The organism is Arthrobacter sp. CJL-S3, from assembly GCF_056711635.1.
Window position 1 is genome coordinate 3,914,203 of record NZ_CM160046.1, and the last position, 26,595, is coordinate 3,940,797.

The window sequence follows — 26,595 nt, forward strand, 5'->3', positions numbered from 1 at the left end:
TGCGTTCTTCCATCCTTCGAGAGGTGAGGAGCGGTCTCGCGCCTCCTGCCTACCTTATGCCGGGCCGGTTGCCATCGCTTGCGTCCCGCCTTGGTGGCAGCAGGCTGCCGCCGGGCACGTCACGTGCGCCTCATCGAGCAGTGAGGCGCACCCCATTTCGGTTTATCCAATCGCCGGATTTTATTTGCCGAATCTCTGGACTTGCGGGCGGGTCTCTGCCTAGTGTGGTCGGACTGGCCGTTTTGCTGATCCGGGGGGAGGCGTTTCGCATGGACCAACCACGTCCCATGTGGAGCCGCCTGCGTCCCGTGTTATTCGCGGCCGCGGCAGCGACCTCTTGGATAGCTCTTTCGGCTTCGGCTGCTAGCGCCGACTCAGCTGCTGACTCGGGCTCACTCCTGACGAGCATCAGCTCCTCGGTCGGAGCAGCCTCCGCTTCTGTCACGGATCCAGCCCGGAATGTTCTTTTACCTTCCAAAACAGAAGAGCAGCAGGAAGCGGAAGCGAACAGCGCCTCCTCCTACCTGCCCGACGCGCTGCCAAAACTGCAGCCTAGCGTCCACGTCGTGACGACAGCCGCGGACGGCCTAGTGAGCAGTATCCCCGCCGTAAACGCGCTGGTCACCCCAGAACCTGTAACGACTCTGACGGCCCCCGTCCTCGGGCTGACTGACTCTGTAGTCGGTGCCGCAGCGGAGGCCATGCTTCCCCCGGCCGGTGCCGTTGCTGAGGTCCTCGACCCGATTGCTGAAGCCACTATTGATTCTGAGCTCCCTGTTTCATCACCCGTCCCTGTCGACGTGATCGAGGAGTCAACAGGCGGCAGCCCGGGCCTCCTAGCTGCGACCCCGGCAGATCCTGCCAGCGCCAGTGACCCCATTGCGACACCCACGATGACCCCGGCCGATGCCGCCACCGGCTTGCAGCCGTCCCGGCACCGCTCTACGTCTGGTCTGGGTCAAGCCGACGCGTCCGCGACGTGCAGCCAATTCTTGACACCGGCACTGACTGCGACTCTGGCTCTCCCCGAGGGGCCCGCACAAGCTCCCCTGGACTCACAGGCAGATCCTCTGACCGGCGTCTCCGGTTCGGCCGGAAGTGCTTTTTCTGGCGGTAACTCCCCGTCTCCGGCTTGGCTGTCAGCCCAGCACTTTGAAAGTCTGCGCCTGTCCCCCTTCCCCGCACGAGGCGACCTGATGCGGGCACCCTCACCGACTTCATTCGGCCCGGGGTCTTCTCCTGATTAGTTGAGCCCTCTTCCGCGCCACGGCGCGGACAACGGCCACACGGGCTGCAATTGCGCCCGCCACCAACTTTTCATTCAGGAGATTTATCATGCATCAAAACATCCGACGAGGGCTGCTCGGCACCCTCTTTGCCGGAGGGCTCCTGGCCCTTGGAAGTACCGCTGCCAGTGCAGCCGACACCACCAGCGGTGCCGACGGAGTGCTCTCCGGCACCCAGGTCATCGCACCAGTGACAGCACCGGTGACTCTCGGCGCAACCTCGGTGGGTCTGCTCGGCGATTCAGCCGCCCAAACCGGCGGAACGACCGGCACCACGGGCCACCCCGCCCCGACCACCGGGACCGGCGGGACCACCAGCGGTGCTGACGGAGTGCTCTCCGGCACCCAGGTCATCGCACCAGTGACAGCACCGGTGACTCTCGGCGCAACCTCGGTGGGTCTGCTCGGCGATTCAGCCGCCCAAACCGGCGGAACAACCGGCACCACCGGCCACCCCGCCCCGACCACCGGGACCGGCGGGACCACCAGCGGTGCCGACGGAGTGCTCTCCGGCACCCAGATCATCGCACCAGTGACAGCACCGGTGACTCTCGGCGCAACCTCGGTGGGCGTGCTCGGCGATTCAGCCGCCCAAACCGGCGGAACAACCGGGACCGGCCACCCCGCCCCGACCACCGGGACCGGCGGGACCACCAGCGGTGCCGACGGAGTGCTCTCCGGCACCCAGATCATCGCACCAGTGACAGCACCGGTGACTCTCGGCGCAACCTCGGTGGGCGTGCTCGGCGATTCAGCCGCCCAAACCGGCGGAACGACCGGCACCACGGGCCACCCCGCCCCGACCACCGGGACCGGCGGGACCACCAGCGGTGCTGACGGACTGCTCTCGGGCACCCAGGTCATCGCACCAGTGACAGCACCGGTGAATCTCGGCGCAACCTCGGTGGGCGTGCTCGGCGATTCAGCCGCCCAAACTGGCGGAACGACCGGCACCACCGGCCACCCCGCCCCGACCACCGGGACCACCAGCGGTGCCGACGGAGTCCTCTCCGGCACCCAGATCATCGCACCAGTAACAGCACCGGTGACTCTCGGCGCAACCTCGGTGGGTCTGCTCGGCGATTCAGCCGCCCAGACCGGCGGAACAACCGGGACCACCGTCGTGAACCCTCCCGCAGTCAACCCGTCCGTCGTGAACCCGCCCGCAGTCAACCCGTCCGTCGTGAACCCGTCCGTCGTGAACCCGCCGGTCGTGACCCCGCCCGTGGTGAATCCTCCGGTCGTCAACCGTCCGGTCGTGAACCCGCCGACGGCGGTTCGTGCAGGGGCTGAGTCCGCGGCGGCGGCGCCGGCGACGGCTTGGCTGGGGGCAGCGACCCTCGCCAACACGGGAGCCAACACAGATTTGTTGTGGCTTGCGCTCGTGTTCCTTGGCGTAGGTCTGTTCCTGATGGTTGGCGTTCGCGTAAGGAAGGCCTAGGCCCAACAGGTGCCGGCGGGAGCGGACTTCCCTCCCGCCGGCACCATTGGCGTGTCTCGCAGAGCCCTGTGGGCAAGTTCGGCAAGCCCTGGCGGACTCACTGGTCCTGGTCCCCGCTACGGTCGGCCAGGGCACTCAAAGCTTGAGGCTGTGTGGTCACAGGTCAGCGATCCCGCCGCCAATCAGGGCTGCGGCAATGATCAGCAGAACCACGCTCATGATCACGGCGTTATGACGGACCAGGACGGTTCGTGCGGATTCCAGCGGGCCGGCCATGCGTTCACCGGCCAGCAGGAACGCGACAACCGGAGTCCCCACACTCAAACATGCGATCAAGGTGAAGATGAGGACGGTCACCATGGTGGCCCCAAGCGGGAGCCCGGCGCTACCGACGGCGAACCCCGCGCCGATACCGAGCAGCAACTCTTTCGGGTTCGCGACGGAGAGCAGGAAAGCGAGCCGGAAGCCCCTCGCCGCGGTGCTGTCCTCAATCGAACTCATCCACCCCGGCAATTCCGGCTCCTCTTCCGGTCCCGGCCGACGGCTCCACTTGCGAACAGCCAGGAACGCGAGCGCAGCGCCCACGACGATCCGCGCCGCGGCAACAACCGGCGAGGGACCACCGGAGGATCTTTCGACGACGTCGGACATCGCAGCGAACAGGCCGACAACAAGCGTGACACCCGCAAGCCGGCCCGCCAGAAACGCCGGTCCCGCCCCGCTGTTGGGCGAGACCAGCAGCAGCACGACGGCGAGGATGGGCAACGGACTCAGCGCGATACCCACTGCCAGGGGCAGCGTCTCTCCCAGGACGTCTAGCACGCGCGCACACCGTCGTCGAGGCCAGTACCAGCGTCATGTGATGCCATAGCAGGCACACTATCTGCCGACACCGGCGAAGTCAGTGACCTCACGTCACACAACGCGACGGCCTCCGCATCCGGACAAGCAACGCCCTACCCTTGACACGTGACTTTGACTAAGATCTGCACCGCCGCCGCGAGCACCCTCGCCGCCGCCGGTCTCCTGCTTACCCTCGCAGCCTGTTCCACGCCGGCCGCCACCCAGCCAACCACCTCTGCCCCGGCGTCCACGGCAGCAGCTTCATCCAATGCCGCCTCCGAGCCGTGCGCCGGTGTGAAGGTCATCGTCGATTCGGGCTCCCTGAAGCAGGCCGCGGCTGACTCCTCCGTTTGCGTGACCGTGGACGGGCCAACGCCCGCCTCCAAGGTGCTCGACGAGGCAAAGGTGAAAACCGAGGGCACCGCCGAATACCCCAACGAACTCGTGTGCCGCGTGAACGGTGTGCCCGCCGCGGACCTCGACATCGCCCACAAGGGCGGCACGTACCGGGAAGAATGCAGCAAGATGCCCGCCGCCTTCGCCTACTGGGCGCTCTGGGTTAACCCGGCCTCCGGTGACTGGGCGTACGCGCAGGAAGGCCTGGCCACCCTGCAGGTGAGCCCGGGCGAGAGCCTGGAACTGCTCTACACGGTCGACGGCGAACCGGCCGCCCCCGCGGCATGACCTTTCGACCTGCGCCGTTACGCGCGGCGGCGGTCCTCGCCGTCGTCTTCATCGCGGCGCGGGTCATCTACCGCATCCTCTTCAACGGGGCGGGCATTGGCGAACCGGTGCTGCTCGACCTGCCGGCGATCCGGCTGCCTGCCCCGTACGCCCATGTGGTCCTCCTGGGTCCGGTTACGGCGCCCGGGCTGTGGGCGGCGGTCCTGTCCGCCCTGCCGATTGCCGCGATGTTCCTCGCCTTCGGCCTGCTCAACGCCTGGGTGGATGTGGCCCGCGGCTTCGTGCACCTGGCCCGCGGCGGCCCCATGCAGGGCCTGGCCCGGACGCTCGTGGTGGCGTGGGCGGCGCTTCCGGCGCTTGCCGACGCCGTGGCCTCCGTCCGCCTTGCGTTCCGGTTGCGGGGCGAACGCTTCGGACCCCGCGCGCTGGTGCCGGTGCTCGAGCGCACCCTTGAGCACGCGGGCAGGGTTGCCGCGGCCCTGGAGCTGCGCGGCTTCGGAAGCCGGGCAGCACACCAGCCCGGCCAAGGCACCGAACCACCGGTTCTCGTCCGGGACGCACACTTCCGCATCGGCGACGCGCAGGTCCGCGTCGCCGGATTCACGCCGCCGAACGGGTCCATCACTGTCATTACCGGCCCGACGGGCTCCGGAAAATCCACCATCCTGCGGGGTATCGCCGGCCTCCTGTCCCACGTGGACGGTGGCGAAATTTCCGGCACCGTCCGCGTCGCCGGCACGGACCGTGCCGCCACGCCGCCCCGCGACACCGCCCTCCTCGTCGGCGTCGTCTTGCAGAATCCCCGCGCCGCTTTCGCCACCACCCGGGTCCGGGACGAAATCTCCCTCGCACTTGAGCTGCGCGGCATGGCCTCCGGGACCGCCAAGGTCCGGGTGCTGGAGGTCGCGGAGCGCATCGGGGTGTCGGCGCTGCTGGACCGGAATGTCAGCACCCTCTCGGCGGGTGAGGCAACGCTCGTCGCCATCGCCGCCGCGATGGTGGAGCATCCGGCCCTGCTGCTGGTGGACGAGCCCCTGGCGGACCTCGACACCGCAGCCCGGCGGCACGTCATCGCCGTCCTCAACGATCTCGCCCGCGCTGGCGGTGTCTGCGTCATCGTGGCGGAGCACCGGGCCGCGCAGCTCGTACCCGTTGCCGATTCGTGGTGGACCATCGACGACGGCGCCCTGGTGCCGGGTGCCGCGCCGTCCGCGTTTGCATCCCCTGCTGTTGCCCGTCCGACGCCGGCGGAGCCAGCGAAGCGGGCGCCCGTGCTGACTGCGGCAAATCTCGCGGTGCACCGCAAGGGCAGGCCACTCGTGCGGGAGGCATCCCTGACCCTGCACCGCGGTGAGGTGGTGGCCCTGGTGGGTCCGAACGGCGCCGGGAAGTCGTCCCTCCTGGTGGCGCTTGCCCTTGGTGAAGGAACCATCAACGGCCGCACGGTCGACGGCGGCCGGGTCGCCCTTGTGCCGGACTCCTCGGACGACCTCTTCACGAGGGATACGGTGGCGGGAGAGCTCCGCGCGGCCGAGCGGCGCCAGGCGCGTGCCGGGCGCCGCTCAGACGGGCGCAATGACCAGCTTTCCCCGATGCCTGCGGCGTCACACCTGGCCCGTCTGCGCGGCGAGGTCAGCATTCCCATCGGGCACGAGCATCCCCGGGACCTCTCGGCGGGAGAGCGCAGGATCCTTGCCATCGCGCTGCAGACCCTGGATGACCCCCAGGTACTCCTGATCGATGAGCCCACCCGGGGACTCGATCCTGCGGCGCGCGCAGCAGTTTCGGCGGTGCTGCGGGCGGCGGCGGACTCCGGCGCGGCGGTCCTGATCGCCACGCACGATCTCGACTTTGCCCAGGGCCTCGGCGCCCGGATCCTCCCGATGCGTGACGGCGTCGCGCCTTCCTCCGTGGCGGCCCATACGCCGGAGCCAGAACTCCCGCCTGCCCGGCAGGCAAATGCCGGGCCGAGGCCACGGGTCATTGAACAAACAGACACCCGGCGCCCGTCCAGGCAGCACCGCATCCGGATGCCGCGTGGCGTCGAGCTCGCAGTTCTCGCGGCGGCAAACGTTCTGGCCCTCGCAGCGTTCTGCTGGCCGCTGCTCGCCGCGGCTTTCCCGGAGGATGCCGCCGCGGCCCTCCCCTTCGCGGCGCTGGCCATTGCGCCGCTCGCCGCCATCGCCGTCGTCGTGGCAATGGATGGCTCGGTCCGCTCCGCACACACGGTGGCGTTGCTCGGCGTCCTGGCCGCGGTGGGTTCCGCGGTGCGGGTGGCGAGCACCGGCGTCGGGGGCGTGGAGGCAGTGTTTATCCTGCTGATCCTGTCCGGCCGGGCCTACGGCCCCCGCTTCGGCATGCTTCTCGGCGCCGCAACCATCGCCCTCTCGAGCGCTTTGTGGGGTGGCATCGGGCCGTGGACGCCGTTCCAGATCTTCGCCTGTGCGTGGGTGGGTGGGGGGGCCGGCATGCTCCCCCGCGGGGTGCGGGGCAAAGCCGAGCTGTGGATGCTGGGCGGCTACGGCGTCCTGGCGTCCTACCTGTTCGGCCTGCTGACCAATCTGTGGTTCTGGCCCTTCGCGGTGGGCGCCGGCACCGGCATCTCCTATGTGCCGGGCGCGCCGCTGGGCATGAACCTCAGCAGCTTCCTGCTCTACTCGCTGGTGACGTCGACGGCGGGCTGGGACACGCTGCGTGCCGTCACGACGGTCATCGGCATCGCGGTGGTAGGCCGCGCCATTCTCGCCGCACTCCGGCGGGTGAAGCCGGTCTCCGGCCCTGGCGGAAGCGTGGGCGGGCACGCCGCGCAGGCCCAACCCGTCCAGGACAGGGACCGGCTTCGAATCGGGGTTTGAGGTTACCCGACACCCGGGCCGCACACCGTCCCTGACCCATCGACGGAACCTCTAGGCGCTCCTCGCGAACTTCGATCTCGGGGGGCTGCGACCCACTTTGCCAACTGATGCCGCCGTCGAGCGCTGAAATCCGGCACTGCCTCACGGTTAGTACTTGACGCCTTCGCGGGAAAGGTGGCGGAATGCGGCGGTCACGGCGTCGGCGAGATCGAAGTCCAGGGTGACTAGCCATTGGGCGTGGAGCCCGTCCCAAATTGTGGCTGTCTCGCGGCTGGACCGGTCGGGGTCGACGTCGGGATGGGCTAGGCCGTTTTCCTGGCGGCTGTGCAGCAGCCCGGCTGCGTGGGCCAGGGGCAGGCGGTAGTGAAGGTCATAGTGGGAGGATCCCTAGGATTCTCTATAGAATCTGGGACAGGAAATCACCCTACGCGAGGGTCAGTGAGAATGTGATCGAAGCAGTTGCTGCGGTAATCGGCCGGAACAATGTCACCATACTCGGCCGGGATGATGGGCCTGTGATGATGTTCGCCCACGGTTTTGGCTGCGATCAGGCTATGTGGCGGAAGCTGCTGCCCTATTTCGTTGATGATTACCGGCTGGTGCTTTTTGATCATGTTGGTGCAGGGCACTCCGACATCAGCGCCTATGACTGGGAGAAGTACGGGTCCCTAAATGGGTACGCGTCGGATCTGCTGGAGATTTGCGCCGCCCTTGAACTTCAGGACGTCATCCTGGTGGGCCACAGTGTCAGCACGATGATCGCCGTGATCGCCGCAGTGCAGGACCCCAACCGTTTCTCCCACCTGGTCCTGCTTGCTCCTTCGCCCCGACATACGGATGACCCCTACGACGGCTACGTGGGCGGGTTTTCACGGGAAGACATCGAGGGCCTGCTGGCAGCTCTGGACAGCAACTATTTCGCTTGGGCCGCGGCCGTGGCGCCCATGGTTATGGGCAATCCGCAGGAGCCGGAATTAGCGGAGGACCTGCGTGTCAGCTTCTGCCGGACAAATCCGACCATCGCACGGCACTTCGCCGGGGTGACTTTCTTTTCCGACACCCGCCCTGAACTGAAAAAGTTGCGCACCGGCTGCCTGATTCTGCAGTGCTCCGACGATCGGCTCGCCCCGCCGGAAGTGGGCGCCTACCTGCACAAGAATCTGGAACACAGCACCCTGGTGCAGCTTCAGGCCACCGGGCACTGCCCCCACGTCAGCGCTCCGGAGGAAACGGCCGGGGCGATTCTGGCCTACCTCGACAACCGCTCGTGACAGGCGCCGCCGGCACCGGTGTTCCAAAAGCCCTCGTTACCCGTGAATAACGGCCACGCCGTCGTCGTCGGCGGTGATGAGATCGCCTTGATTGACAACGACTCCCCCGCAGGCGATGGGGCCAGCGACCGCCCTGCCGCGTGTCATTCCGCCCAGGGCGTTTAAACCTGACACGTGGCAGCATTACGTTCGCCCAGAATTTGGGCGTCAAGACATTGGCCGATTCAGACCGCAACTCACACCTTGAAGTACTTCGCCTCCGGGTGGTGGAACACGAACGCGTCGGTGGACTGCTCGGGGTGCAGCATCAGCTCATCGCTCAGGACCACGCCCATCCGCTCGGGCTTCAGCAGTTCCGTCACCTTGCGGCGGTCCTCCATGTCCGGGCACGCCGGGTATCCGAGCGAGAACCGCGCACCGCGGTAGTCGAGCTTGAACAGCCCGGCTTTGTCCTTCGGCTCCTCGGAAGCGAAACCCAACTCTGAGCGGATGCGGGCATGCCAGAACTCCGCCAGCGCCTCGGTGAGCTGCATGACCAGGCCGTTGAGTTCGTAGTAGTCGCGGTAGTGGTTGCCCTTGAACAGCTCGGACGTCACCTCGTCGATCTTCGAGCCAGCGGTGACCAGCTGCACCGGCAGGACGTCGATCTGCCCCGATTCGCGCGAGCGGACGAAGTCGGCGAGGCACAGGTGCCGGTCGCGGCGCTGGCGCGGGAAGTCGAAGCGCAGCCGCTCGGTGCCGATCGGGCCGCCGGAGCCGCCGTCGGGGGCGAGCAGTCCCGCGGTGCCGAGGACGCCGTCGCGGTCCTCCCCGTGGTGCAGCACCACCACCTGCTCCCCCTCGGAGACCACCGGGAAGTAGCCGTAGGCGACGGACGCGTCCAGCATTCCCTCGCCGAGGATGCGGTCCAGCCAGTACCGCAGCCGCGGCCGGCCTTCGCGTTCCACCAGCTCCTCGTAGGAGGCGCCGTCCTCGCCGCGTCCGGGCTTGAGCCCCCACTGCCCCATGAAGGTGGCGCGTTCGTCGAGGAAGGTGGCGTAGTCGTGGAGCGCGACGCCGCGCACGATGCGCGTGCCCCAGAACGGCGGCGACGGCACGTGGTTGTCGGAGGCGACGTCGGACCGGCCGGGCATCGCCTCCGGCTCGGTCACCGTGAACTTCGGTCCGCCTTTATGGATCCGCTTCTTCAGCGGCGGAAGGCCGACGGCGGCCGGGTCGGCGCCGCGGGCCACCTGCACCAGCGGTTCCATCAGGGCCAGGCCCTCAAAGGCGTCCTTGGCGTACCTGACGGTCCCTTCAAACTGCTCCGCCAGGTCCTGCTCCACGTAGGCACGGGTCAGGGCTGCGCCGCCGAGGATGATCGGCCACTTTTTCGCCAGGCCGCGGGACTGCAGTTCGGCGAGGTTCTCCTTCATCACCACGGTGGACTTTACGAGCAGGCCGGACATGCCGATCACGTCCGCGTCGTGCTCCTCGGCTGCGGCCATGATCTCGGCAATCCCCTGCTTGATGCCGATGTTGATCACTTTGTAGCCGTTGTTGGTGAGGATGATGTCCACCAGGTTCTTGCCGATGTCGTGCACGTCGCCGCGCACGGTGGCGATCACCATGGTGCCCTTGCCCGAGGAATCCGACTTCTCCATGTGCGGCTCAAGCAGAGCCACCGCGGTCTTCATCACCTCGGCGGACTGCAGCACGAACGGCAGCTGCATCTCGCCGGCGCCGAAACGCTCGCCCACCACCTTCATGCCCTCGAGCAGCTGGTCGTTGATGATCGCGAGCGGGCTCATGCCCTCGGCGCGGGCCAGGTCGAGGTCCTCTTCCAGGCCCTTGCCCTCGCCGTCGATGATGCGCCGCGCCAGGCGTTCGCCGGTGGGCAGCGCCGCCAGTTCCGCCGCGCGCTGGTCCTTCAGCGCTGCGGTGTCGACGCCGGCGAACAGGTCCAGCATGCTGTTCAGGGGGTCGTACGTAACGTTGCCGTCGGCGTCGTATTCGCGGCGGTCCCAGACGAGGTCCAGGGCCACCTTGCGCTGCTCCTCCGGCAGGGAGGCGAGCGGCACGATCTTGGCCGCGTCGATGATGCCGCTGGACAGGCCCGCCTGCACGGCCTCGTGCAGGAACACCGAGTTCAGGGCCATCCGCGCCGCCGGGTTCAGGCCGAAGGACACGTTGGAGACGCCGAGCGTGGTGTGGATGCCAGGGTACTTCGCTGTGATCTGGCGGATGGCCTCGATCGTTTCGATGCCGTCCCGGCGGGTTTCTTCCTGGCCGGTGGCGATGGGGAAAGTCAGGCAGTCAACGATGATGTCCTCCACGCGCATCCCCCATTCACCCACCAGGGCATCGATCAGGCGCGAGGCGATGGAAACCTTGCCCTCGGTGGTGCGTGCCTGGCCCTGTTCGTCGATGGTCAGGGCGATCACGGCGGTGCCGTGTTCCTTCACGAGCGGCATGATGCGCCCGAAGCGGCTGTCCGGGCCGTCGCCGTCCTCATAGTTGACGGAGTTGATCACGGGGCGCCCGCCGATGTGTTCGAGCCCGGCCTCCAGCACCTGCGGTTCGGTGGAGTCGATGACGAGCGGGAGCGTGGAGGCCGACGCGAACCGCGAGACGATCTCCTTCATGTCCGCGACGCCGTCGCGCCCCACGTAATCAATGCAGACGTCGAGCAGGTGCGCGCCGACGCGGACCTGCCCGCGGGCGATGTCGACGCAGTCGTCCCAGCGCTCCTCCAGCATCGCCTGGCGGAACGCCTTCGAACCGTTCGCGTTGGTGCGCTCGCCAATGGCGAGGTACGCCGACTCCTGGTCGAAATTCACGTGATGGTAGAGGGAAGCGATGCCGGCTTCACGCTCGGTGGGAACGCGGGCACCGTCGGCGCCCCTCCCGCCGCTGGTGACGGCAACGCTGGCGCGCAAGGGCGCAAGACGCTCGACGACGGCGGCCATGTGCGCCGGCGTCGTACCGCAACAGCCGCCCACCAGGCCCAGACCGAATTCGCGCACGAACTGCTCGTGCGCGGTGGCGAGCTGGCTGGGCGAAAGCGGATAGTGCGCGCCGTTGGCACCAAGGACAGGAAGGCCGGCGTTGGGCATGCAGGCGATCGCCACCGAGGACTGCTTGGCCAGGTGGCGCAGGTGCTCGCTCATCTCATCCGGCCCGGTGGCGCAGTTCAGGCCGATGGCGTCGACGCCGAGCGGCTCGAGCGCGGTGAGCGCGGCGCCGATCTCGGAGCCCATCAGCATGGTTCCGGTGGTCTCGACGGTCACCTCGACGAAGATGGGGAGCCGGACGCCGCGGGCCACGATGGCCTGCTTGCAGCCGTTGACCGCGGCTTTGGTCTGCAGGAGATCCTGGCTGGTCTCGATGAGGAAGGCGTCCGCTCCCCCGTCGATGAGGCCCCCGGCCTGCAGGGCGAAGGTCTGCTTGAGGTAGTCGTAGCTGGTGTGCCCGAGGCTGGGTAGCTTGGTGCCCGGCCCCATCGAGCCCAGGACCCAGCGCATCCGTCCGTCTGTTTTTTCTGCCGCTTCGGCTCGCTCGCGGGCGATCTCCGCGCCCTTCCGGGCGAGCTCCTCAATCCGGTCGTCGATGCCGTAGTCGGAGAGGTTTGACCAGTTCGCACCGAAGGTGTTGGTTTCGACAGCATCGACTCCCACCGCGAAGTACGCGTCGTGGATGTCCGCGAGGACATCCGGACGCGTGGCATTGAGGATCTCGTTACAGCCCTCCAGGCCCAGGAAATCGTCCTCGAGGGACAGCTCCCGGTCCTGCAGCATGGTGCCCATCGCCCCGTCGGCAATGACGACCCGATGGTTCACCGCATCCAGCAGTTCCTGCGAACGGACGGGACGGGGGACGGAGTCAATATCAAGCGCAAAACGAGGCATCCGACCAGCCTACGGGCGGGGGCCTTTGCGGTGCGCTGTGTTTCGTCTGTACTACGACGGCGGTGTGCGTCTTCATAAGGCATTCGTCTGGCTCACTCGTGGATTCTGGCCCCTATAACTCATTTCTGGTTCTGGCCTCGGGTACGAGTCTTGTGCCAGACATGTCAAGAACGACTAGTTGCCGGTGACCAGCGGGATCAGCGCGACGGGCTTGCTGGAGGTGATGATGACCATCGTAGGTGAACCGCTTTCCCTTTGCCTGCATGGTGGCCATCGGGCAGGTGCCCATATGGCCGTGCGACGAAGCCTTTTTGTTGCTGGCGATGGTGTAGCGGCCACAATGTCCTGGTGCTCGGCCGGTTCCCGCTCCATGGCGGCGCAGCGGCATCTTTGTCGCCCTTGACGTCCCAAGACAATGCATCCAGCGCTCGGGTTTTGGCTTGCGGGTGAAAGCATCGGTCTGACTCTAGTTGAGATGTCCATATAGACTACTTTCGTCAATGCCCCGGGGGGCGCAACGCGGGCTGTCTCCCCCTACTGACGTTGCGGTCTCATCTATGAAAAAGACGAAAATGGAGTGTGCATGCGTGGGAGCCGGATCACAAGAAGCCTCATCATTGATCTGTTCAGCCTTATTGCATCACGCCAGACATGCGGTCTCCGTTCCTGACAATTACTTAAAGGCATACCTTCCTGCCCACCTCGCGCAATCTAAAGGCTGGGAACAGCTACAGGACAGCGACGACGAACTAATAGACGCCTTAGACCTTGACGCCTTCGTCTCGGAATCCTTCCGGGCTTGGCTACCGGGAGCTATGCAGCCCCCTATCGCCTTGGCAACGACGCTCGCGCACCCATATCCGAAACACAGTGACGTTATCCAGCGTCGACTCTCCCGAGCGATCGCCGCTCACCTCCTAGGAATGGTTCCGCCAGAACTGGGCCACGGCGAGCTCGTTACGGCCCGCCTTCAGCGAAGGGTGCTATCCAGAACCCTCACAGGACACGGCGGCCAAGTTACAGGGGTGTGCGCCTTTCCTGGCCCAGACGGCACTAGCCTGATCGCCACCACCGGGCGGGACAGCACTTTGCGGATCTGGGACCCGGCCACAGGCACCCAAACCCGTGAACCACTCATTGGCCACCGAGGTTGGGTAAACGGGCTGTGTTCCTTCACTACTCGCGAAGGAACCGTCCTAATTGCCACCTCCGGTGAGGACGGCACCGTGCGGATCTGGGATCCACTCACCGGCATGCAGAGCCGGGACCCACTCATGGGCCACACGAGTCGAGTGAACGGCGTCTGTGCCGTCCCTGGCTCCGACGCAACCACCCTGATCGCCGCATCCGGACGTGACGGCACCATCCGAATCTGGGACCCGGTAACCGGCCTCCAAACCATAAGCCCACTTACCGGCCATATTGGGCGGGTAACCGATGTATGCGCCTTCACCGGGCCAGAAGGGACATCACTGCTAGCCAGCACCGGCCAAGACGGCACCATCCGAATCTGGGACCCGATAACCGGCCTCCAAACCAGAGACCCACTAGCCGGCCACACTGGCAGGGTGACAAGCCTGTGTGCTTTCACTACCGCTACGGGGACAGCCCTGCTCGCCAGCACCGGCCAGGACGGCACTATCCGGATTTGGGACCCGCTCACCGGCCTTCAAGCCAGAGAACCGCTCAAGGGTCACGTGGGTCGTGTAAACGACATATGCGCCTTCATCGGGCCAGAAGGGGCCACCCTCCTCGCCAGCGCCGGAGTGGAAGGGACCGTACGGATCTGGGATCCCACCAAGGGTACCGAAACCAGGGACGCGCTCACCGGCCATAACGAAGTTGTAACCGGGGTGTGCCCCTTCACCGGACCGGAAGGGACCGGTCTGCTCGCCACCACAGGCAGGGACGGGACTTTGCGGATCTGGGGACCCGCCACCGGTACCCCAACCCGGGAATCTCACACGGGCCACAACGGTCCGGTGAACGCGGCGTGCGCCTTTAACGGCCTCGAGGGGGCCTCTCTGCTTGCCACCGTGGGAATCGATGGGTCCGTGTTGATCTGGGATGCCAACACCGGTACCCAAACTCGGGAACCCTTCTCCGGCCACACAGGCAGGGTAACAAGCCTGTGCGCTTTCCCAAGCACTTCGGGAACGACCCTGCTCGCCATTGCCGGGGGCGACGGCACTGGGGGTGAGGGTACGGTTCGGATATGGGACCCCAACACCGGCATGCAAACGCGGGAGCCCTTCACCGGCCACGACGGTCGGATAAATGGAATATGCACATTCACTGATCCCGACGGGACCACCCTCCTTGCCACCTCCGGATCGGATGGCACCGTCCGAATTTGGGACCCCACTACTGGCACCCAAACCCAGAAACCCCTCACCGGCCATAACGGCCGTGTAAGTGGAATATGCACATTCGCCGACCCCGACGGGACCACTCTCCTCGCGACCACCGGACGGGACGGCACCCTACGAATTTGGGACCCCACCACGGGCGCCCAAGCTCGCGCACCCCTCACCGGCCACACGAGCCAAACGATATTAATATGCGCCTTATCCGGCCCCGACGGAACCACTTTGCTTGCCACGACTGGAGGCAACCGCACCATACGGATCTGGGACCCGATCGCCGGCACCCGTTCGCAGGACCCCGCCACGGGCCATCAAGGTGATGTCACAGGTCTGTGCGCAATTCAAAGCGCCAACGGAAGCATGCTACTCTCCACCACCGGACGAGACGGGACTGTCAGGATCTGGGACCCCGCTACCTCGAAGTGCCTGGCCGTCCGGGATCTGTCGCCGCTGACGCCAACATCAGTGACCGCACTCGGTGACGTGCTTGTCATCGGCTGTGACCGCGGCTTCCTTTGGCTGCGCATATCGACGATGGCACCTGCCGCTTCACCCGCGGAGGCAACGTTCCATGCTTGATGCGATCATCGTGGTGCCAGGAATCATGGGCTCTGAATTGGAGGACTCCGAAGGACGTTTGGTGTGGGGCGTGAATCCCTCCGTGCTGAGCAACGCGTGGATGAAGGGAACCATGTCGGGGCTACAGGTCACCCCGGACGAACTTGAGCAAGGGTCTCGCCTCACTGCCAGGCGACTCCTCCAGGCGCCCGCGTGGGCGCCGTTTCTGCATGGATTCCTGCCGTACGCGAGACTTGTGAATAAGCTAAGAGGCCTGTGTGGCAATGACGTCCGCGCGGTTCGCTCGTTTCCGTACGACTGGCGCATGGCCATTGATACACATACTGCCGCCCTGCTAGACGCCTGCCACCAGCATCTCAAAGCATGGAGAAATGTGGTTCGCAAGGATGGACTCGGGGACCCCGACGAGGTCCGCTTGGTCATCGTGGCCCATTCCATGGGAGGCCTCCTCGCCCGCCTCGCCTTGGCAGATTCCTCCCTTGCTGCTGAAGTACGCTTATTGATCACCCTAGGCACGCCCTACTTCGGCTCCATCAACGCCCTCGAGATGCTCGCGACCGGCAACGGCGACCTCCCTGTACCTGAAAAAGCGGCCCAAAGGTTGGCCCGATCCTGCCCCGGCGTCTACGACCTGCTCCCCCGCTACAAGTGCGTGGAAACTGCGCCTCTGGAGTACCGGAAGTTGACCACTAGCGACATCTCGGAGATCGGCGACGTCGACCTCGCCCGCGCCGCCCAACAGCGTTGGGAGAGCCTCGAACTCCTCACCAAGGACTTCTCGCCGACTCCTTTCCTGCACGTACCGGTAGCCGGAGCAAACCAGCCTACGGCTGCATCCATCAGCCTAAACGGCGGTGTTGTGGATACCAGCCCCAGCCTTAACGGCTCGGTTGACTACGGGGACTCGACTGTTTGGCGTAAGGCAGCAGCACCTTTGGGGTCGAACGCCCATTTGATCACGCAGAAGCACATGGCTTTGGCAGTCACCGCTCAAGCCCTTGACCTCATCGAGGACAAGGTCTTGAATAGAGACTCCGGGCCGCCGCTGGGCACTCGCCCGGTGGGTGTCCAACTGCCCGACATCGCGACCGCCGGTCATGAGATCTCCCTAACGGTCATAGAGCAACCCGGCAACACTGGTTCACAGCCAGGTAACCCTATTGGAATAACGGCAACAAGCAAGGAACTTACGTACGGAAAGGTAAGTCACTGGGGGCCCGGCCGAGGCCGGGACGGAACTGTTGTCCTCACCCATCCTGGCCTTCCCCCGGGCCTGCATCAAGTCTCCGTCAAGGCCGGAGGCTTTGAACCAGTCACTGAGATCGTCCTAGTCAGGGGCCCCGGGTGAACGCCGATCCGTACCCCGGAGTTCTTGGTGTGGAGCTGGTCATCGTAGGCATCGCCGACTACCCCAATCATCACGATTTAGATGTCCCTGACGCAACTCAATGCTGCACCTTAGTCAGAGAGGCGCTCACGGCCCACGGCGTTAAAACGGAGGACTGGTCCACCGAAGCCACAGTGCAAGAAGCCAAAAGTGCTATCGAAACCAAGCTCGGGCAATGGGCCCAAAAGCGCGGCGTAGGGAGCATCATCTACTGGGTGGGGCACGGCGAGCAGGACGGGAACGCTTATCACGCCCTGCTCGGAAATGCCACGGGGATGGTCCTGCCCAGCCACTACCTAAGCCACTCCGACTTCGCCAGTTATCTGAAGCTCCGGATGGCCAGCAACTACGCCCACCCAGATGACTGGGTGCTTCTCATACTTGACACTTGTGTCTCAGGGATGGGTGCCTGGGAAATCTACAGGATGATCGGAAACCTCGACACGCCTCCTAAGAACGTCGGTATCGTCGGCACATCCAATGGTGCTGCTCCGGTCAGGGCCGGCCACTTCGCTGATCTCTTCCGGAAGAAGATCGAGGGGTTCACCCCCAGTGACGCCCACATCAGCGTCCGCGAGCTCATGCGACGCCTTCAGGACGCTTACGACGTTAACGTCGATGAAAAAAATCGGATCCATTTCGACTTCACCACGGACGCCCGGATACCTCATCCAAAGGGAGGCACCGGCATCCACGCGCCGCAAGCTGACTACGCGGAACTTGAACGTGTTCTAGGCGACGCACCGGAAACCTTCCGCAACCATTTCTATGCCAAAGCCCAAGGCACTGAAGTTGGCCAGTTCGATTGGCATTTCAGTGGCCGATCGCTGGAACGCAAACAAATCGTCGCGTGGCTCAGAGACGTCAGCTCTGGAATGTTTATCCTTACTGGGTCCCCAGGATCAGGGAAGTCAGCCGTCTTGGGCATGGTGCTCGCCGCATCCGATCCGGCTCTCCTCCAAGCCCTGGAACACCTCGGGAATCCGCCCATCCTAGATGCACTCTGCCCCAAGCCCCGAACTTTTACGGCCGTCACGCACTTGAGCGGGCGAACCATCGACGAGACCGTCACGAACCTCGCCGTCCAGCTCGGTCAGATCCCGACCACGAATCCGGAAGACCTCCTGGAGAGCCTCAGCGCCACCACGCCAATCGCCATACTCGCTGACGCCCTCGACGAAGCCCGCGATCCCTACCCCATCGCAAACCTGCTGCGACGCCTCGCGCTATTGCAGAACGTAAAAATTATCGTCGGCACCCGCCAGTCCCTGAATGAGGCCCCGGACCACCACACACCCCCGGGTGGGGCTCTGCTTGACGCCCTCGGTGCCCATGGCAACCCGGGAGCCGCAATCCTCCAACTCGATAGAGATTCCGAGGCCATCAATCTCTACGTCCATAGGCGACTGACGCAGCACCTCCCATCCGCACTGCCCAACAGGAACGCCACCATAAGCCGACTGACGAAAGCCATTACCGACCGAGACCAGCCCTTTCTCTTCGCCCGCCTCGCCGCCTACGAGGTAATCGCCGACTCCACATGGCAGAACCCCGCCGCAAACCTTGACGTGCTTCTGTCCCACGGCCACACCGGCATCTTTGACCGCGCCGTCGCCCGAATCCGCACCGCTAACCCCCGCGTCGAGGCCCTTTTGCACTCCCTCGCTTACGCACAGGGCAACGGATACCCCCGTACAGGCGGAATCTGGGCCATCGCTGCCAATGCGCTCTTGGATGACACGATAAGGGACGACGACATCGACCAGGCCCTTCTAATGGCCGCCCCATACATCATGCTCGACTCCGAATTCGGCCTCAGCACCTACCGCCTTGCACACCGCACATATACCGAGCGCTATATCCAACTTGACCAAGAAGGAACGGGACTGCCCGGGGATTTGCGTGACTTCTGATTTGTGAACTTCCCCGTAGCAAGGAAGTTCAAAGGCCGAAGCCGTTCCGCGCTGAGTTCCGCCGCGATTTTGTCGCGGTTGCACGGAAGCCTTAAGCCCTGATCTCGCAGATCGCCAAGGACCTCCTGATCTCCGAAGCAAAACCTGCACGACTGGCTCAAGAAATCCGACATCGAGAACGGCGCCCGTCCCGGCAATGGCATTCATCGCCCGGAACTGCCCTCAAAAGAATGAAGTTCCCGCTGGTCCTTGACCTCGGCGCGGACGGTATCCCAGTCGCGGTGGCCAGCCGGGTGCTGGGTCTCCAAGCAGGCCTTTTACGCCTGGAAGGCTGCGCCGGTCACAGAGCGCGACTGGTCCGATGCGCACCTGATCAACGCCCCCATCGACGTCCACCGTGCTCCGGCGTTCGGGTACCGTTTCATAGCCGACGAGCTCGAAGATCAGGGCTTCAGTGCCGGAAAGAACCGGGGGCCCGGCTGTGCAGCAGCCAACGGATATGGTCCGTGTTCGCCAAGAAGCGCGGTCTGACTCGCAAGGCGGGCCCGCAAGGACAAGATGACCACGTCAGGGGGACTTCACCGCAACGGCACCTGACCAGCAGTGGCCCGCAGACATCACCGAACACCGGACCGACGAGGGCAAGCTCTACCTGTGCGCAATCAACGATTTCTACTCCAACCGGATCGTGGGCTACTCCATCGATTCCGGGATGAAAGCATCTCTGACCGTCTCGGCACTCCACATTACGAAAGCACTCAGGGATCCCGCAGCACCCGTGATTCACAGCGACCGCGAATCCCAAGTCCGCTCAGACGCCTTCGTCAAGGCGCTTAAGGGCGAAAAGTGTCGATCGCGACGGGTCGACGCGTGTGCCGATAATGACGCCATGGAGCCGTTCTTCTCACTCCTGCAGAAGAACGTTCTGGATCGCCAGCGATGGTCCACCAAGGCGGATCTTCGCCTGGTCGTCGTGACCTGGATCGAGGAGACGTACCACCGAAAATGCCGTCAGCCGCTCCTTGGTCGGCTCACCCCGGTCGGTTTTGGGCCGTCCCGACTTCGTACCGGCAAGGCTCGCCGTCCCTTAGAAATAGACGCAAGTCAAGGGTTAGACCCAAATTCACGTGGATCGGATGTGCAACAATCAGTCAGACAACTCCACCTACGACCCTAAGTCAAGAAACGCTAGCGGTCCCGACCAGAGGGGATAACCATGGCTCGCGTGAAGCCAGGCCTAAGTGTTATTGATTTAGCTGATACAGAGGTAGCGTCTTCGAATCACTTCTGGTCGGGACGAGCTCAAGTGTTCGTTAAGGCGGAACGAACGACCGGGTTGCGGCTCGTAGTCCACGAGTACCTTGCCGCCCGACTGGCTAATTCGGTGGGCATCCCAGTCCCCTTTGGTGAAGTTGCCGGCATTCACGACAGCCGAGAAGCGTGGGTGAGTGCCATCGCCGGCCGGGACGGCAAGTTGTATCCTCCGCCCAAGCTAGAGGACGTACTAGCGAATGAACGCCACATCTTGGCTGGCATCGCCGTGTTCGATGCGTGGATTTTCAACCCCGACAGGGCGGAACAGAACCTCGTTTGGTCTGAAGACATAGGGGTGTGGGCAATCGACCATGAAATGGCATTCTGTGGCAACAACGACGACGGTACCGGGTGGATGGACGCGAACCCATCCTTGTCTTTCAACCCGGGCAAGCTGGCCAAACTGGGCTTAGTCCCATCTGACACAAAGCCGTGGACAGACCTGATAAAAAGCCACGGGCCTCGTATGAGCCGAGCGGCGGTGGACTCGGCGCAACGACGCGGCCTACTTACAGTTGAAGAAGCAGCCCGATACCAGCGATTCCTCCGTCGGCGGGCCACAACGATTCAGGAACTTGTGTTTGACTCATTGAACTTCAAAGAAGCCCCAGGGATCGACCCCGATCTTCGCACAACTACCCAGCCCTTCCTGACATAATCGAATGAACGTTCGAGTACCTCACTTCCGGCGCATCGACACACACAAGAGGAGTGCACCGTGGCTGCCCCTTGGTTTCTAGTTCAGTACACCCATGAGATCCGGCGTCATGAGCCCAGAAATGTTGGCGTTGCCCTCCAAGATCCAACCGGGCAATGGCACCTGCGCTTTTTGGGCGAAACTGCCGGTCAAGGCGTAGACGGAAACAAGCTCCGCTCACTGAAACTGAACAAGGGGCTATTCGAATCTTGGATAGACTTCTACCGCCGGAAGGCTGCAGGCGACGAATGGGACGAAGTTCTGGCTTTTCAGGCTGAGAAACCGACGAATCTCACCGTGCGGAGTGCCGGTGTCCACCTCAAAGACGAACACGACTGGGATGGTTTTACTCAGCAGCTATTTGCTGAGCTGGTCGATGAGCGACACCGCGAGCCTAACGACATGGACGCCAAGATTCGTCGCTTGCTAAAACGTGCAGGAGTGGTTCCCGTTGAGCGGATTCCCTTGAGGGGCAAATGGGATGCAAAAGGAGCCGAACAAGAGATTCTCTTCGACTTCGCCATCCCTAATAGCCCTGATCCTCAGGTGATGGCGCGAGTTTCGTTTCAATCATCGTCTGTCCACGCGTTCAAGGGGCGCGTTGATGCAGTTCATCGCGTGACGCCGCGCGCTCAGTTCGTCGCTTTCACCTCATTTTCCGGCCATAGCGAAGACAAGATGGATGAGCTTCTGATGCCGCTGGAGGCTGGCGCCCACCCGATTGATGTTGATGATGACCAAGCCGCCAATGAATTGCAGAATTTCTTCCATCTCACTGCGACGTAGATTCATTGCTGCCGACGCTGCCCGAAAATATGATCTGTCACGACTTGCCTGAATGAAGATGCGGGATACATGAAGCGAGAAGATGAACCAGCGGAATTCGAAATACCAGAGAAATACTTTGCGGAAATCCGTTCTTGGCTGATATTTCGCGATTCTCACGGCCCTTGGGTTGCCTCAGCGGGGAGCAGGATGGCCACCGATGACGAGCAATCCAGCCCGCACAACGTGTCCCACAACATCGCGAACGCCGTTGTCAGTGCCGTCGACCATTTGCACACCCTCGACAGCGTCATGATCGGAGCTGGCGCCTCCCACGCTCTCGCGCCATTTTCACTGATCCGAGGGGCCGTGGAATCAGCAGCGCAAGCAGCTTGAATAGCCGCGCCGGACGATCGGAGAGAAAGAATCGCCCGTTCGATCGCGCTCTCACTGAAAGTGGCGAAAGACCGCGATTCGGCATACAGAGAATTGAACAGACAGCATCCTCAACCCAATGCCACCCTTCCTAATTTTGAGGAAGATAAGGTCGAATTTCAGGAGATATTAGACAGGTGCAGTAGCGCTTCTAAATTGGCACTTCCGACCAGTACAGAAATCGTCAAAGACGTTCGTGAACTGGTCCCCACCACTTCGGTGCTATCAATATGGCAGCTGTGCTCAGGTTTCGCACATGGCCGGCGTTGGGCGTCCGACGCAGTTCTGAAGCCTGTCCAGAAGCTGTCGCTCCCGGGTGGGGCGACTGTGATTGAGAACCATCCCACTATGAGACTCACAGTTTGGGCAATGACGGCTGCAATGGATCTCACGCGGTATAGCATCAACCGATACTCTGAGCTGTCCAAGTAAGAGACCCAAGGCGTGAAGCAGTCTGCATCAGGTACTCCTCCGCTGGAAGTTCTTATCCGAGTCCATTGCCTCACCCGCTGGGTCGGGCGCCGCGCCGTTAGTGTCTGAGCCGCCAGATCAGCTCCCATCGCCGACACCAGCGCAACCCGCTGGATGAGTGGGGTTACCCAGTGCAGTCGCTCCCCGTCGGATTGTCGACTTGTCGATCACCGTTAGCCGCCCAGCACAGCATGTGAGATTAAACCTCCGCCACCGGGGCCGCGAACTGGGCCTCATACAGCGCGGCGTACACCGCTCCGGCCTCCAGCAGCGAGGCATGCGTCCCCTGCTCCACGATCTGCCCGGCCTCCATCACCAGGATGAGGTCGGCGTCGCGGATGGTGGAGAGCCGGTGCGCGATCACAAAGCTCGTCCGGTCCGATCGCAGCGCGCTCATCGCCTTCTGCACCAGCACCTCGGTCCGGGTATCCACGGAAGAAGTCGCCTCGTCCAGGATCAGCACGGACGGGCGGGCCAGGAACGCCCGGGCGATCGTGAGCAGCTGCTTCTCGCCAGCGGAGACGTTGGAGCCCTCGTCGTCGAGCACGGTGTCGTAGCCCTCCGGCAGCGAGCGGACAAACCGGTCCACATACGTCGCCTTCGCCGCCTCCAGGATCTCCGCCTCGGTGGCACCGGGCCGGCCGTACGCGATGTTGTCCCGGATGGTCCCGCCGAACAGCCAGGTGTCCTGCAGCACCATGCCCATCCGCGAGCGCAGCTCGTGCCGGGTCATCGCGGTGACGTCCACGCCGTCGAGCGTGATCCGGCCGGCGTCGAGCTCGTAGAAGCGCATCATCAGGTTCACCAGCGTGGTCTTGCCGGCCCCGGTGGGGCCCACAATGGCCACGGTCTGCCCCGGCTCGGCCACCAGGCTCAGGTCCGAGATCAGCGGCTTGTCCGGGGAGTAGGCAAAGGACACGTTCTCGAACACCAGCCGCCCCCGCGTCGCCGCGGGCGCCACCCCGGGCGAGGGATCCGGGGACTGCTCCTCGGTGTCCAGCAGCTCGAACACCCGCTCGGCCGAGGCCACCCCGGACTGCAGCAGGTTCGCCATCGACCCCAGCTGGGCCAGCGGCTGGGTGAACTGCCGCGAGTACTGGATGAACGCCTGCACGTCGCCCAGCTGCATCGCCCCGGCCGCCACCTGCAGCCCGCCCACCACCGCGATCCCCACATAGACCAGGTTCCCGATGAACGTCATGGCGGGCATGATCAGCCCGGAGACGAACTGCGCGCCGAAGCTGGCCTCATACAGCTCCGCGTTCTTCTGCCGGAACCGCTCCTCCACCTCCCGCTGCCGGCCGAAGACCTTCACCAGGGCGTGCCCGGTGTAGGTCTCCTCGATCTGCCCGTTCAGCTCCCCGGTGTGCTTCCACTGCGCCACGAACAGCTTCTGCGATCTCTTGGCGATCATCGCCGTCGTCACCAGCGTCAGCGGCACGGTGACCAGCGCAATCAGGGCGAGGGTGGGCGAGAGAATGAACATCATGACCAGCACACCGAGCACGGTCAGCAGCGAGGTGACCGCCTGGCTGATGGACTGCTGCAGGCTCTGCGAAATGTTGTCCACGTCGTTGGTGACCCGGCTGAGCAGCTCCCCGCGCTGGACCGTGTCGAAGTAGCGCAGCGGCAGCCGGTTGATCTTGGCCTCGATCCGCTCGCGCAGCCGGAACATGGTCCGCTGCACCACGCCGTTGAGGATATAGGCCTGCATCCACATGAACCCCGAGGCCAGCACGTACAGCACCAGCGCCCAGAGCAGCACGGTGGCCAGCGCGGCGAAGTCGATCCCCTCACCGGGCGTCAGGGTCATGGCGCTGAGCATGTCCGCCTGCTGGGTTTCGCCCGCGGCGCGCAGCTGGGCGATCAGCTGCTCCTGGCTCACCCCGGCCGGCAGCTGTTTGGACACGACGCCGGCGAAGATCAGGTTGGTGCCCTCCCCCAGCAGCCGGGGCCCGATCACCGAGAACGCCACACTCACCACCGCGAGCATCAGCACCAGCACCAGCCAGAGCCGCTCGGGCCTTAGCTGGCCGAGCAGCCGTTTGGCGGAGGGGCCGAAGTTCATCGCCTTCTCCGCTGGCACGTTCATCCCGGCGAACGGCCCGCCGTGGCCGGGGCCGCCGCGCGGACGGGGGATGCGTTCGACGGCGGGAGCGGCGCCGGGTGCCCCGGCTCCCCCGCCGTGCCCCGGCCCGCCGGTGGACGTCGCCGGCCCGGTGCGGTCCGTGGCGCTCATGCCGCCTCCTCCGCCGCGAGCTGGGAGTTCACGATCTCCTGATAGGTGTCCGAAGTCTCCAGCAGCTCCTCGTGCGTGCCGTGCGCGACAAGCCTGCCGTCGTCGAGCACCAGGATCTGGTCCGCGTCCATGATGCTGGAGACCCGCTGGGCGATGATCACCAGGGTGGCGCCGGCGGTGTGCTGCCGCAGCGCCTGCCGCAGCCGGGCGTCGGTGGCGGTGTCCAGCGAGGAGAACGAGTCGTCAAAAATATAGAGTTCGGGCCGTTTCACCAGCGCCCGGGCGATCGCGATCCGCTGCCGCTGCCCGCCGGAGACGTTGGTGCCGCCCTGCGAGATCGGCGCGTCCAGCCCGCCCTCCATCTCCCGGACGAAGTCCTCCGCCTGCGCGATGGACAGCGCCTGCCAGAGTTCGTCCTCGGTGGCGTCGGGTTTGCCGTAGAGCAGGTTGCTGCGCACGGTGCCGGAGAACAGGTACGGCTTCTGCGGGACCAGGCCGATGTGCCCCCAGAGCAGGTCCGGGTGCAGCTCGCGGACGTCCACGCCGTCGATCCGGACCGAGCCGGCCGTGGCGTCGAAGAGCCGCGGCATCAGGTTCACCAGGGTGGTCTTGCCGGAGCCGGTGGCGCCGATGATCGCCGTCGTCTGCCCCGCTTTGGCGGTGAAGCTGATCCCGGACAGGACCGGCTGCTCGGCACCCGGGTAGGCGAACCCGACGTCGCGCATCTCCAGCTCGCCGCGGCCGATGCGGCCGGAGAAGTCCAGCGGGTGTTCCGGCGGCCGGACGCTGGACTCGGTGCCCAGCACCTGGCCGATCCGGTCCGCGGACACCGCCGCGCGCGGGATCATGATCGCCATGAACGTGGCCATCATGACGGACATCAGGATCTGCATGAGGTAGCTCAGGAACGCGATCATGGTGCCCACCTGCATGGAGCCGTCCTGGATCCGGAACGCGCCGAACCAGATCACGGCCACACTCGAGACGTTCAGCACCAGCATCACGGTGGGGAATGCGAGCGCCATCAGCCGGCCGGCGCGGAGGGCGGTGTCCGTGACGTCCTCGTTGGCCCGGGCGAAGCGGGCGGTCTCCACGTCCTCGCGGACGAAGGCGCGGACCACGCGGATGCCGGTGAGCTGTTCGCGCAGCACCCGGTTCACGGTGTCGATCCGGGTTTGCATGAGACGGAACAGCGGCACCATCCGGGTGATGATCAGCCCCACCGCACCCAGCAGCACCGGCACGCTCACCGCGATCAGCCAGGACAGCTGCACGTCCTGCCGGATCGCCATGATCACCCCGCCGATGCTGAGCATGGGCGCGGCCACCATCAGGGTGGCGGAGACCAGCACCAGCTGCTGGACCTGCTGGACGTCGTTGGTGGAGCGGGTGATCAGGCTCGGCGCGCCGAAGCGGGTGACCTCCTGTTCGGAGAAGGCCGCCACCCGGCCGAAGATCGCCCCGCGCACGTCCCGGCCCATCGCCATCGCCGCCTTCGCCCCGAAGTACACAGCCGCGATGGCGCAGGCGATCTGCAGCAGGGTCACCAGCAGCATCACGCCGCCGACGCGCAGGATGTAGTCGGTATCGCCCTTCGCCACGCCCTGGTCGATGATGTCGGCGTTCAGGGTGGGCAGGTACAGCGAGGCGATGGACTGCGCAAGCTGGAAGACGACGACGGCGAGCAGCAGCCTGCGTTGCGGTGCCAGGTATTCAACGAGCAGTTTCCAGAGCATCCGTACTCCCAGCCGTGCGTTCCGCCGAGTGATCCGAAGGTCAGTTTACGTCCGGAGGCCGGAAGCGGAACGGGTTCCTCTGAGGGCGGAGCGGGCGCGTTTGCCGTCGGGGCTACGGGTGCTGGGAGCGGGCGCCAGCGGCGCCGCAGGTTATTGCCGTCCCGGGCTAGTTACTGCCGCCCGCCTTCCGGGACGCAGGCTTCTGCAGCCCCAGGATGAGAAACGTGATGCCCATGGAGAAGAAGGCGATCCACGCGCTGGTGCCCAGAAAATCATGGCGACCGCAACGGCGAGGAAGACGATCCCGATGGGCACGAAAGCCCCGGCCCCGCTTCCCTTCGACCGGCTGCCTGGCTCTGTCCCGGATTTGCCTGCAGCACTCATGCTGCCGAGGCTACGTCTGTAGACGGATCCCGGCAAACGCGC

General features: G+C 64.8%; 15 protein-coding genes and 1 pseudogene. 11 read left to right on the forward strand and 5 right to left on the reverse strand.

Features of this window, described 5'->3' with window-relative positions:
- Window positions 1–1,335 precede the first annotated feature (1,335 nt).
- On the forward strand, window positions 1,336–2,727 hold the full coding sequence (locus AC06G6_RS18010; protein WP_479824400.1) for a DUF320 domain-containing protein: 1,392 nt from the start codon (window positions 1,336–1,338) through the stop codon (window positions 2,725–2,727).
- A 156-nt stretch (window positions 2,728–2,883) separates the two neighbouring features.
- Here the strand turns inward: AC06G6_RS18010 and AC06G6_RS18015 are convergent, their stop codons facing one another.
- Window positions 2,884–3,549: a GAP family protein gene (locus tag AC06G6_RS18015; RefSeq protein ID WP_479824402.1), complete on the reverse strand. Its 666-nt coding sequence runs from the start codon at window positions 3,547–3,549 to the stop codon at window positions 2,884–2,886.
- Between the two features lie 147 nt (window positions 3,550–3,696).
- Here AC06G6_RS18015 and AC06G6_RS18020 point away from each other — a divergent pair, with 147 nt between their 5' ends.
- The 3 genes from AC06G6_RS18020 to AC06G6_RS18030 all read left to right on the forward strand — a co-directional run bounded on the left by AC06G6_RS18020 (window position 3,697) and on the right by AC06G6_RS18030 (window position 8,380).
- The gene (locus AC06G6_RS18020; protein ID WP_479824404.1) at window positions 3,697–4,254 is read left to right on the forward strand and encodes a hypothetical protein; all 558 of its coding nucleotides are present in this window, start codon (window positions 3,697–3,699) and stop codon (window positions 4,252–4,254) included.
- Complete coding sequence (locus AC06G6_RS18025) at window positions 4,251–7,109, forward strand: ATP-binding cassette domain-containing protein (RefSeq protein ID WP_479824406.1); 2,859 nt, start codon at window positions 4,251–4,253, stop codon at window positions 7,107–7,109. Before AC06G6_RS18020 ends, AC06G6_RS18025 begins: the two co-directional genes overlap by 4 nt.
- 446 nt (window positions 7,110–7,555) lie before the next feature.
- Window positions 7,556–8,380, forward strand: coding sequence for an alpha/beta fold hydrolase (locus tag AC06G6_RS18030; protein ID WP_479824409.1), 825 nt, complete (start codon window positions 7,556–7,558; stop codon window positions 8,378–8,380).
- A 36-nt stretch (window positions 8,381–8,416) separates the two neighbouring features.
- On the opposite strand, the gene AC06G6_RS18035 is transcribed toward AC06G6_RS18030, so the two are convergent.
- Both AC06G6_RS18035 and metH read right to left on the reverse strand, forming a co-directional pair.
- The gene (locus AC06G6_RS18035) at window positions 8,417–8,527 is read right to left on the reverse strand and encodes an RraA family protein (protein ID WP_479828749.1); all 111 of its coding nucleotides are present in this window, start codon (window positions 8,525–8,527) and stop codon (window positions 8,417–8,419) included.
- An 89-nt stretch (window positions 8,528–8,616) separates the two neighbouring features.
- Window positions 8,617–12,267 carry a methionine synthase gene (gene metH / locus AC06G6_RS18040; protein ID WP_479824411.1) on the reverse strand — a complete coding sequence of 1,217 codons (3,651 nt, stop codon included), beginning with the start codon at window positions 12,265–12,267 and terminating at the stop codon, window positions 8,617–8,619.
- A 923-nt stretch (window positions 12,268–13,190) separates the two neighbouring features.
- Here metH and AC06G6_RS18045 point away from each other — a divergent pair.
- The 7 genes and pseudogenes from AC06G6_RS18045 to AC06G6_RS18075 all read left to right on the forward strand — a co-directional run bounded on the left by AC06G6_RS18045 (window position 13,191) and on the right by AC06G6_RS18075 (window position 21,684).
- Window positions 13,191–15,212, forward strand: coding sequence for a WD40 repeat domain-containing protein (locus AC06G6_RS18045; RefSeq protein WP_479828751.1), 2,022 nt, complete (start codon window positions 13,191–13,193; stop codon window positions 15,210–15,212).
- Complete coding sequence (locus tag AC06G6_RS18050) at window positions 15,205–16,560, forward strand: esterase/lipase family protein (protein ID WP_479824413.1); 1,356 nt, start codon at window positions 15,205–15,207, stop codon at window positions 16,558–16,560. The genes AC06G6_RS18045 and AC06G6_RS18050 overlap by 8 nt, the downstream gene beginning before the upstream one ends.
- Complete coding sequence (locus AC06G6_RS18055) at window positions 16,557–18,512, forward strand: hypothetical protein (protein ID WP_479824415.1); 1,956 nt, start codon at window positions 16,557–16,559, stop codon at window positions 18,510–18,512. The genes AC06G6_RS18050 and AC06G6_RS18055 overlap by 4 nt, the downstream gene beginning before the upstream one ends.
- Window positions 18,512–19,560: pseudogene (locus AC06G6_RS18060) on the forward strand (IS3 family transposase); the annotation flags it as partial. The gene AC06G6_RS18055 and the pseudogene AC06G6_RS18060, both read left to right, overlap by 1 nt.
- 168 nt (window positions 19,561–19,728) lie before the next feature.
- Window positions 19,729–20,484 (forward strand): hypothetical protein, encoded by a 756-nt coding sequence (locus AC06G6_RS18065; protein ID WP_479824417.1) that lies wholly within the window; start codon window positions 19,729–19,731, stop codon window positions 20,482–20,484.
- Window positions 20,485–20,544: 60 nt separating this feature from the next.
- Window positions 20,545–21,309, forward strand: coding sequence for a hypothetical protein (locus AC06G6_RS18070; RefSeq protein WP_479824419.1), 765 nt, complete (start codon window positions 20,545–20,547; stop codon window positions 21,307–21,309).
- Window positions 21,310–21,378: 69 nt separating this feature from the next.
- Window positions 21,379–21,684: a hypothetical protein gene (locus AC06G6_RS18075; RefSeq protein WP_479824421.1), complete on the forward strand. Its 306-nt coding sequence runs from the start codon at window positions 21,379–21,381 to the stop codon at window positions 21,682–21,684.
- Between the two features lie 709 nt (window positions 21,685–22,393).
- On the opposite strand, the gene AC06G6_RS18080 is transcribed toward AC06G6_RS18075, so the two are convergent.
- Both AC06G6_RS18080 and AC06G6_RS18085 read right to left on the reverse strand, forming a co-directional pair.
- On the reverse strand, window positions 22,394–24,433 hold the full coding sequence (locus tag AC06G6_RS18080) for an ABC transporter ATP-binding protein (protein WP_479824423.1): 2,040 nt from the start codon (window positions 24,431–24,433) through the stop codon (window positions 22,394–22,396).
- Window positions 24,430–26,169: an ABC transporter ATP-binding protein gene (locus AC06G6_RS18085; RefSeq protein WP_479824425.1), complete on the reverse strand. Its 1,740-nt coding sequence runs from the start codon at window positions 26,167–26,169 to the stop codon at window positions 24,430–24,432. Before AC06G6_RS18085 ends, AC06G6_RS18080 begins: the two co-directional genes overlap by 4 nt.
- Window positions 26,170–26,595 lie beyond the last annotated feature (426 nt).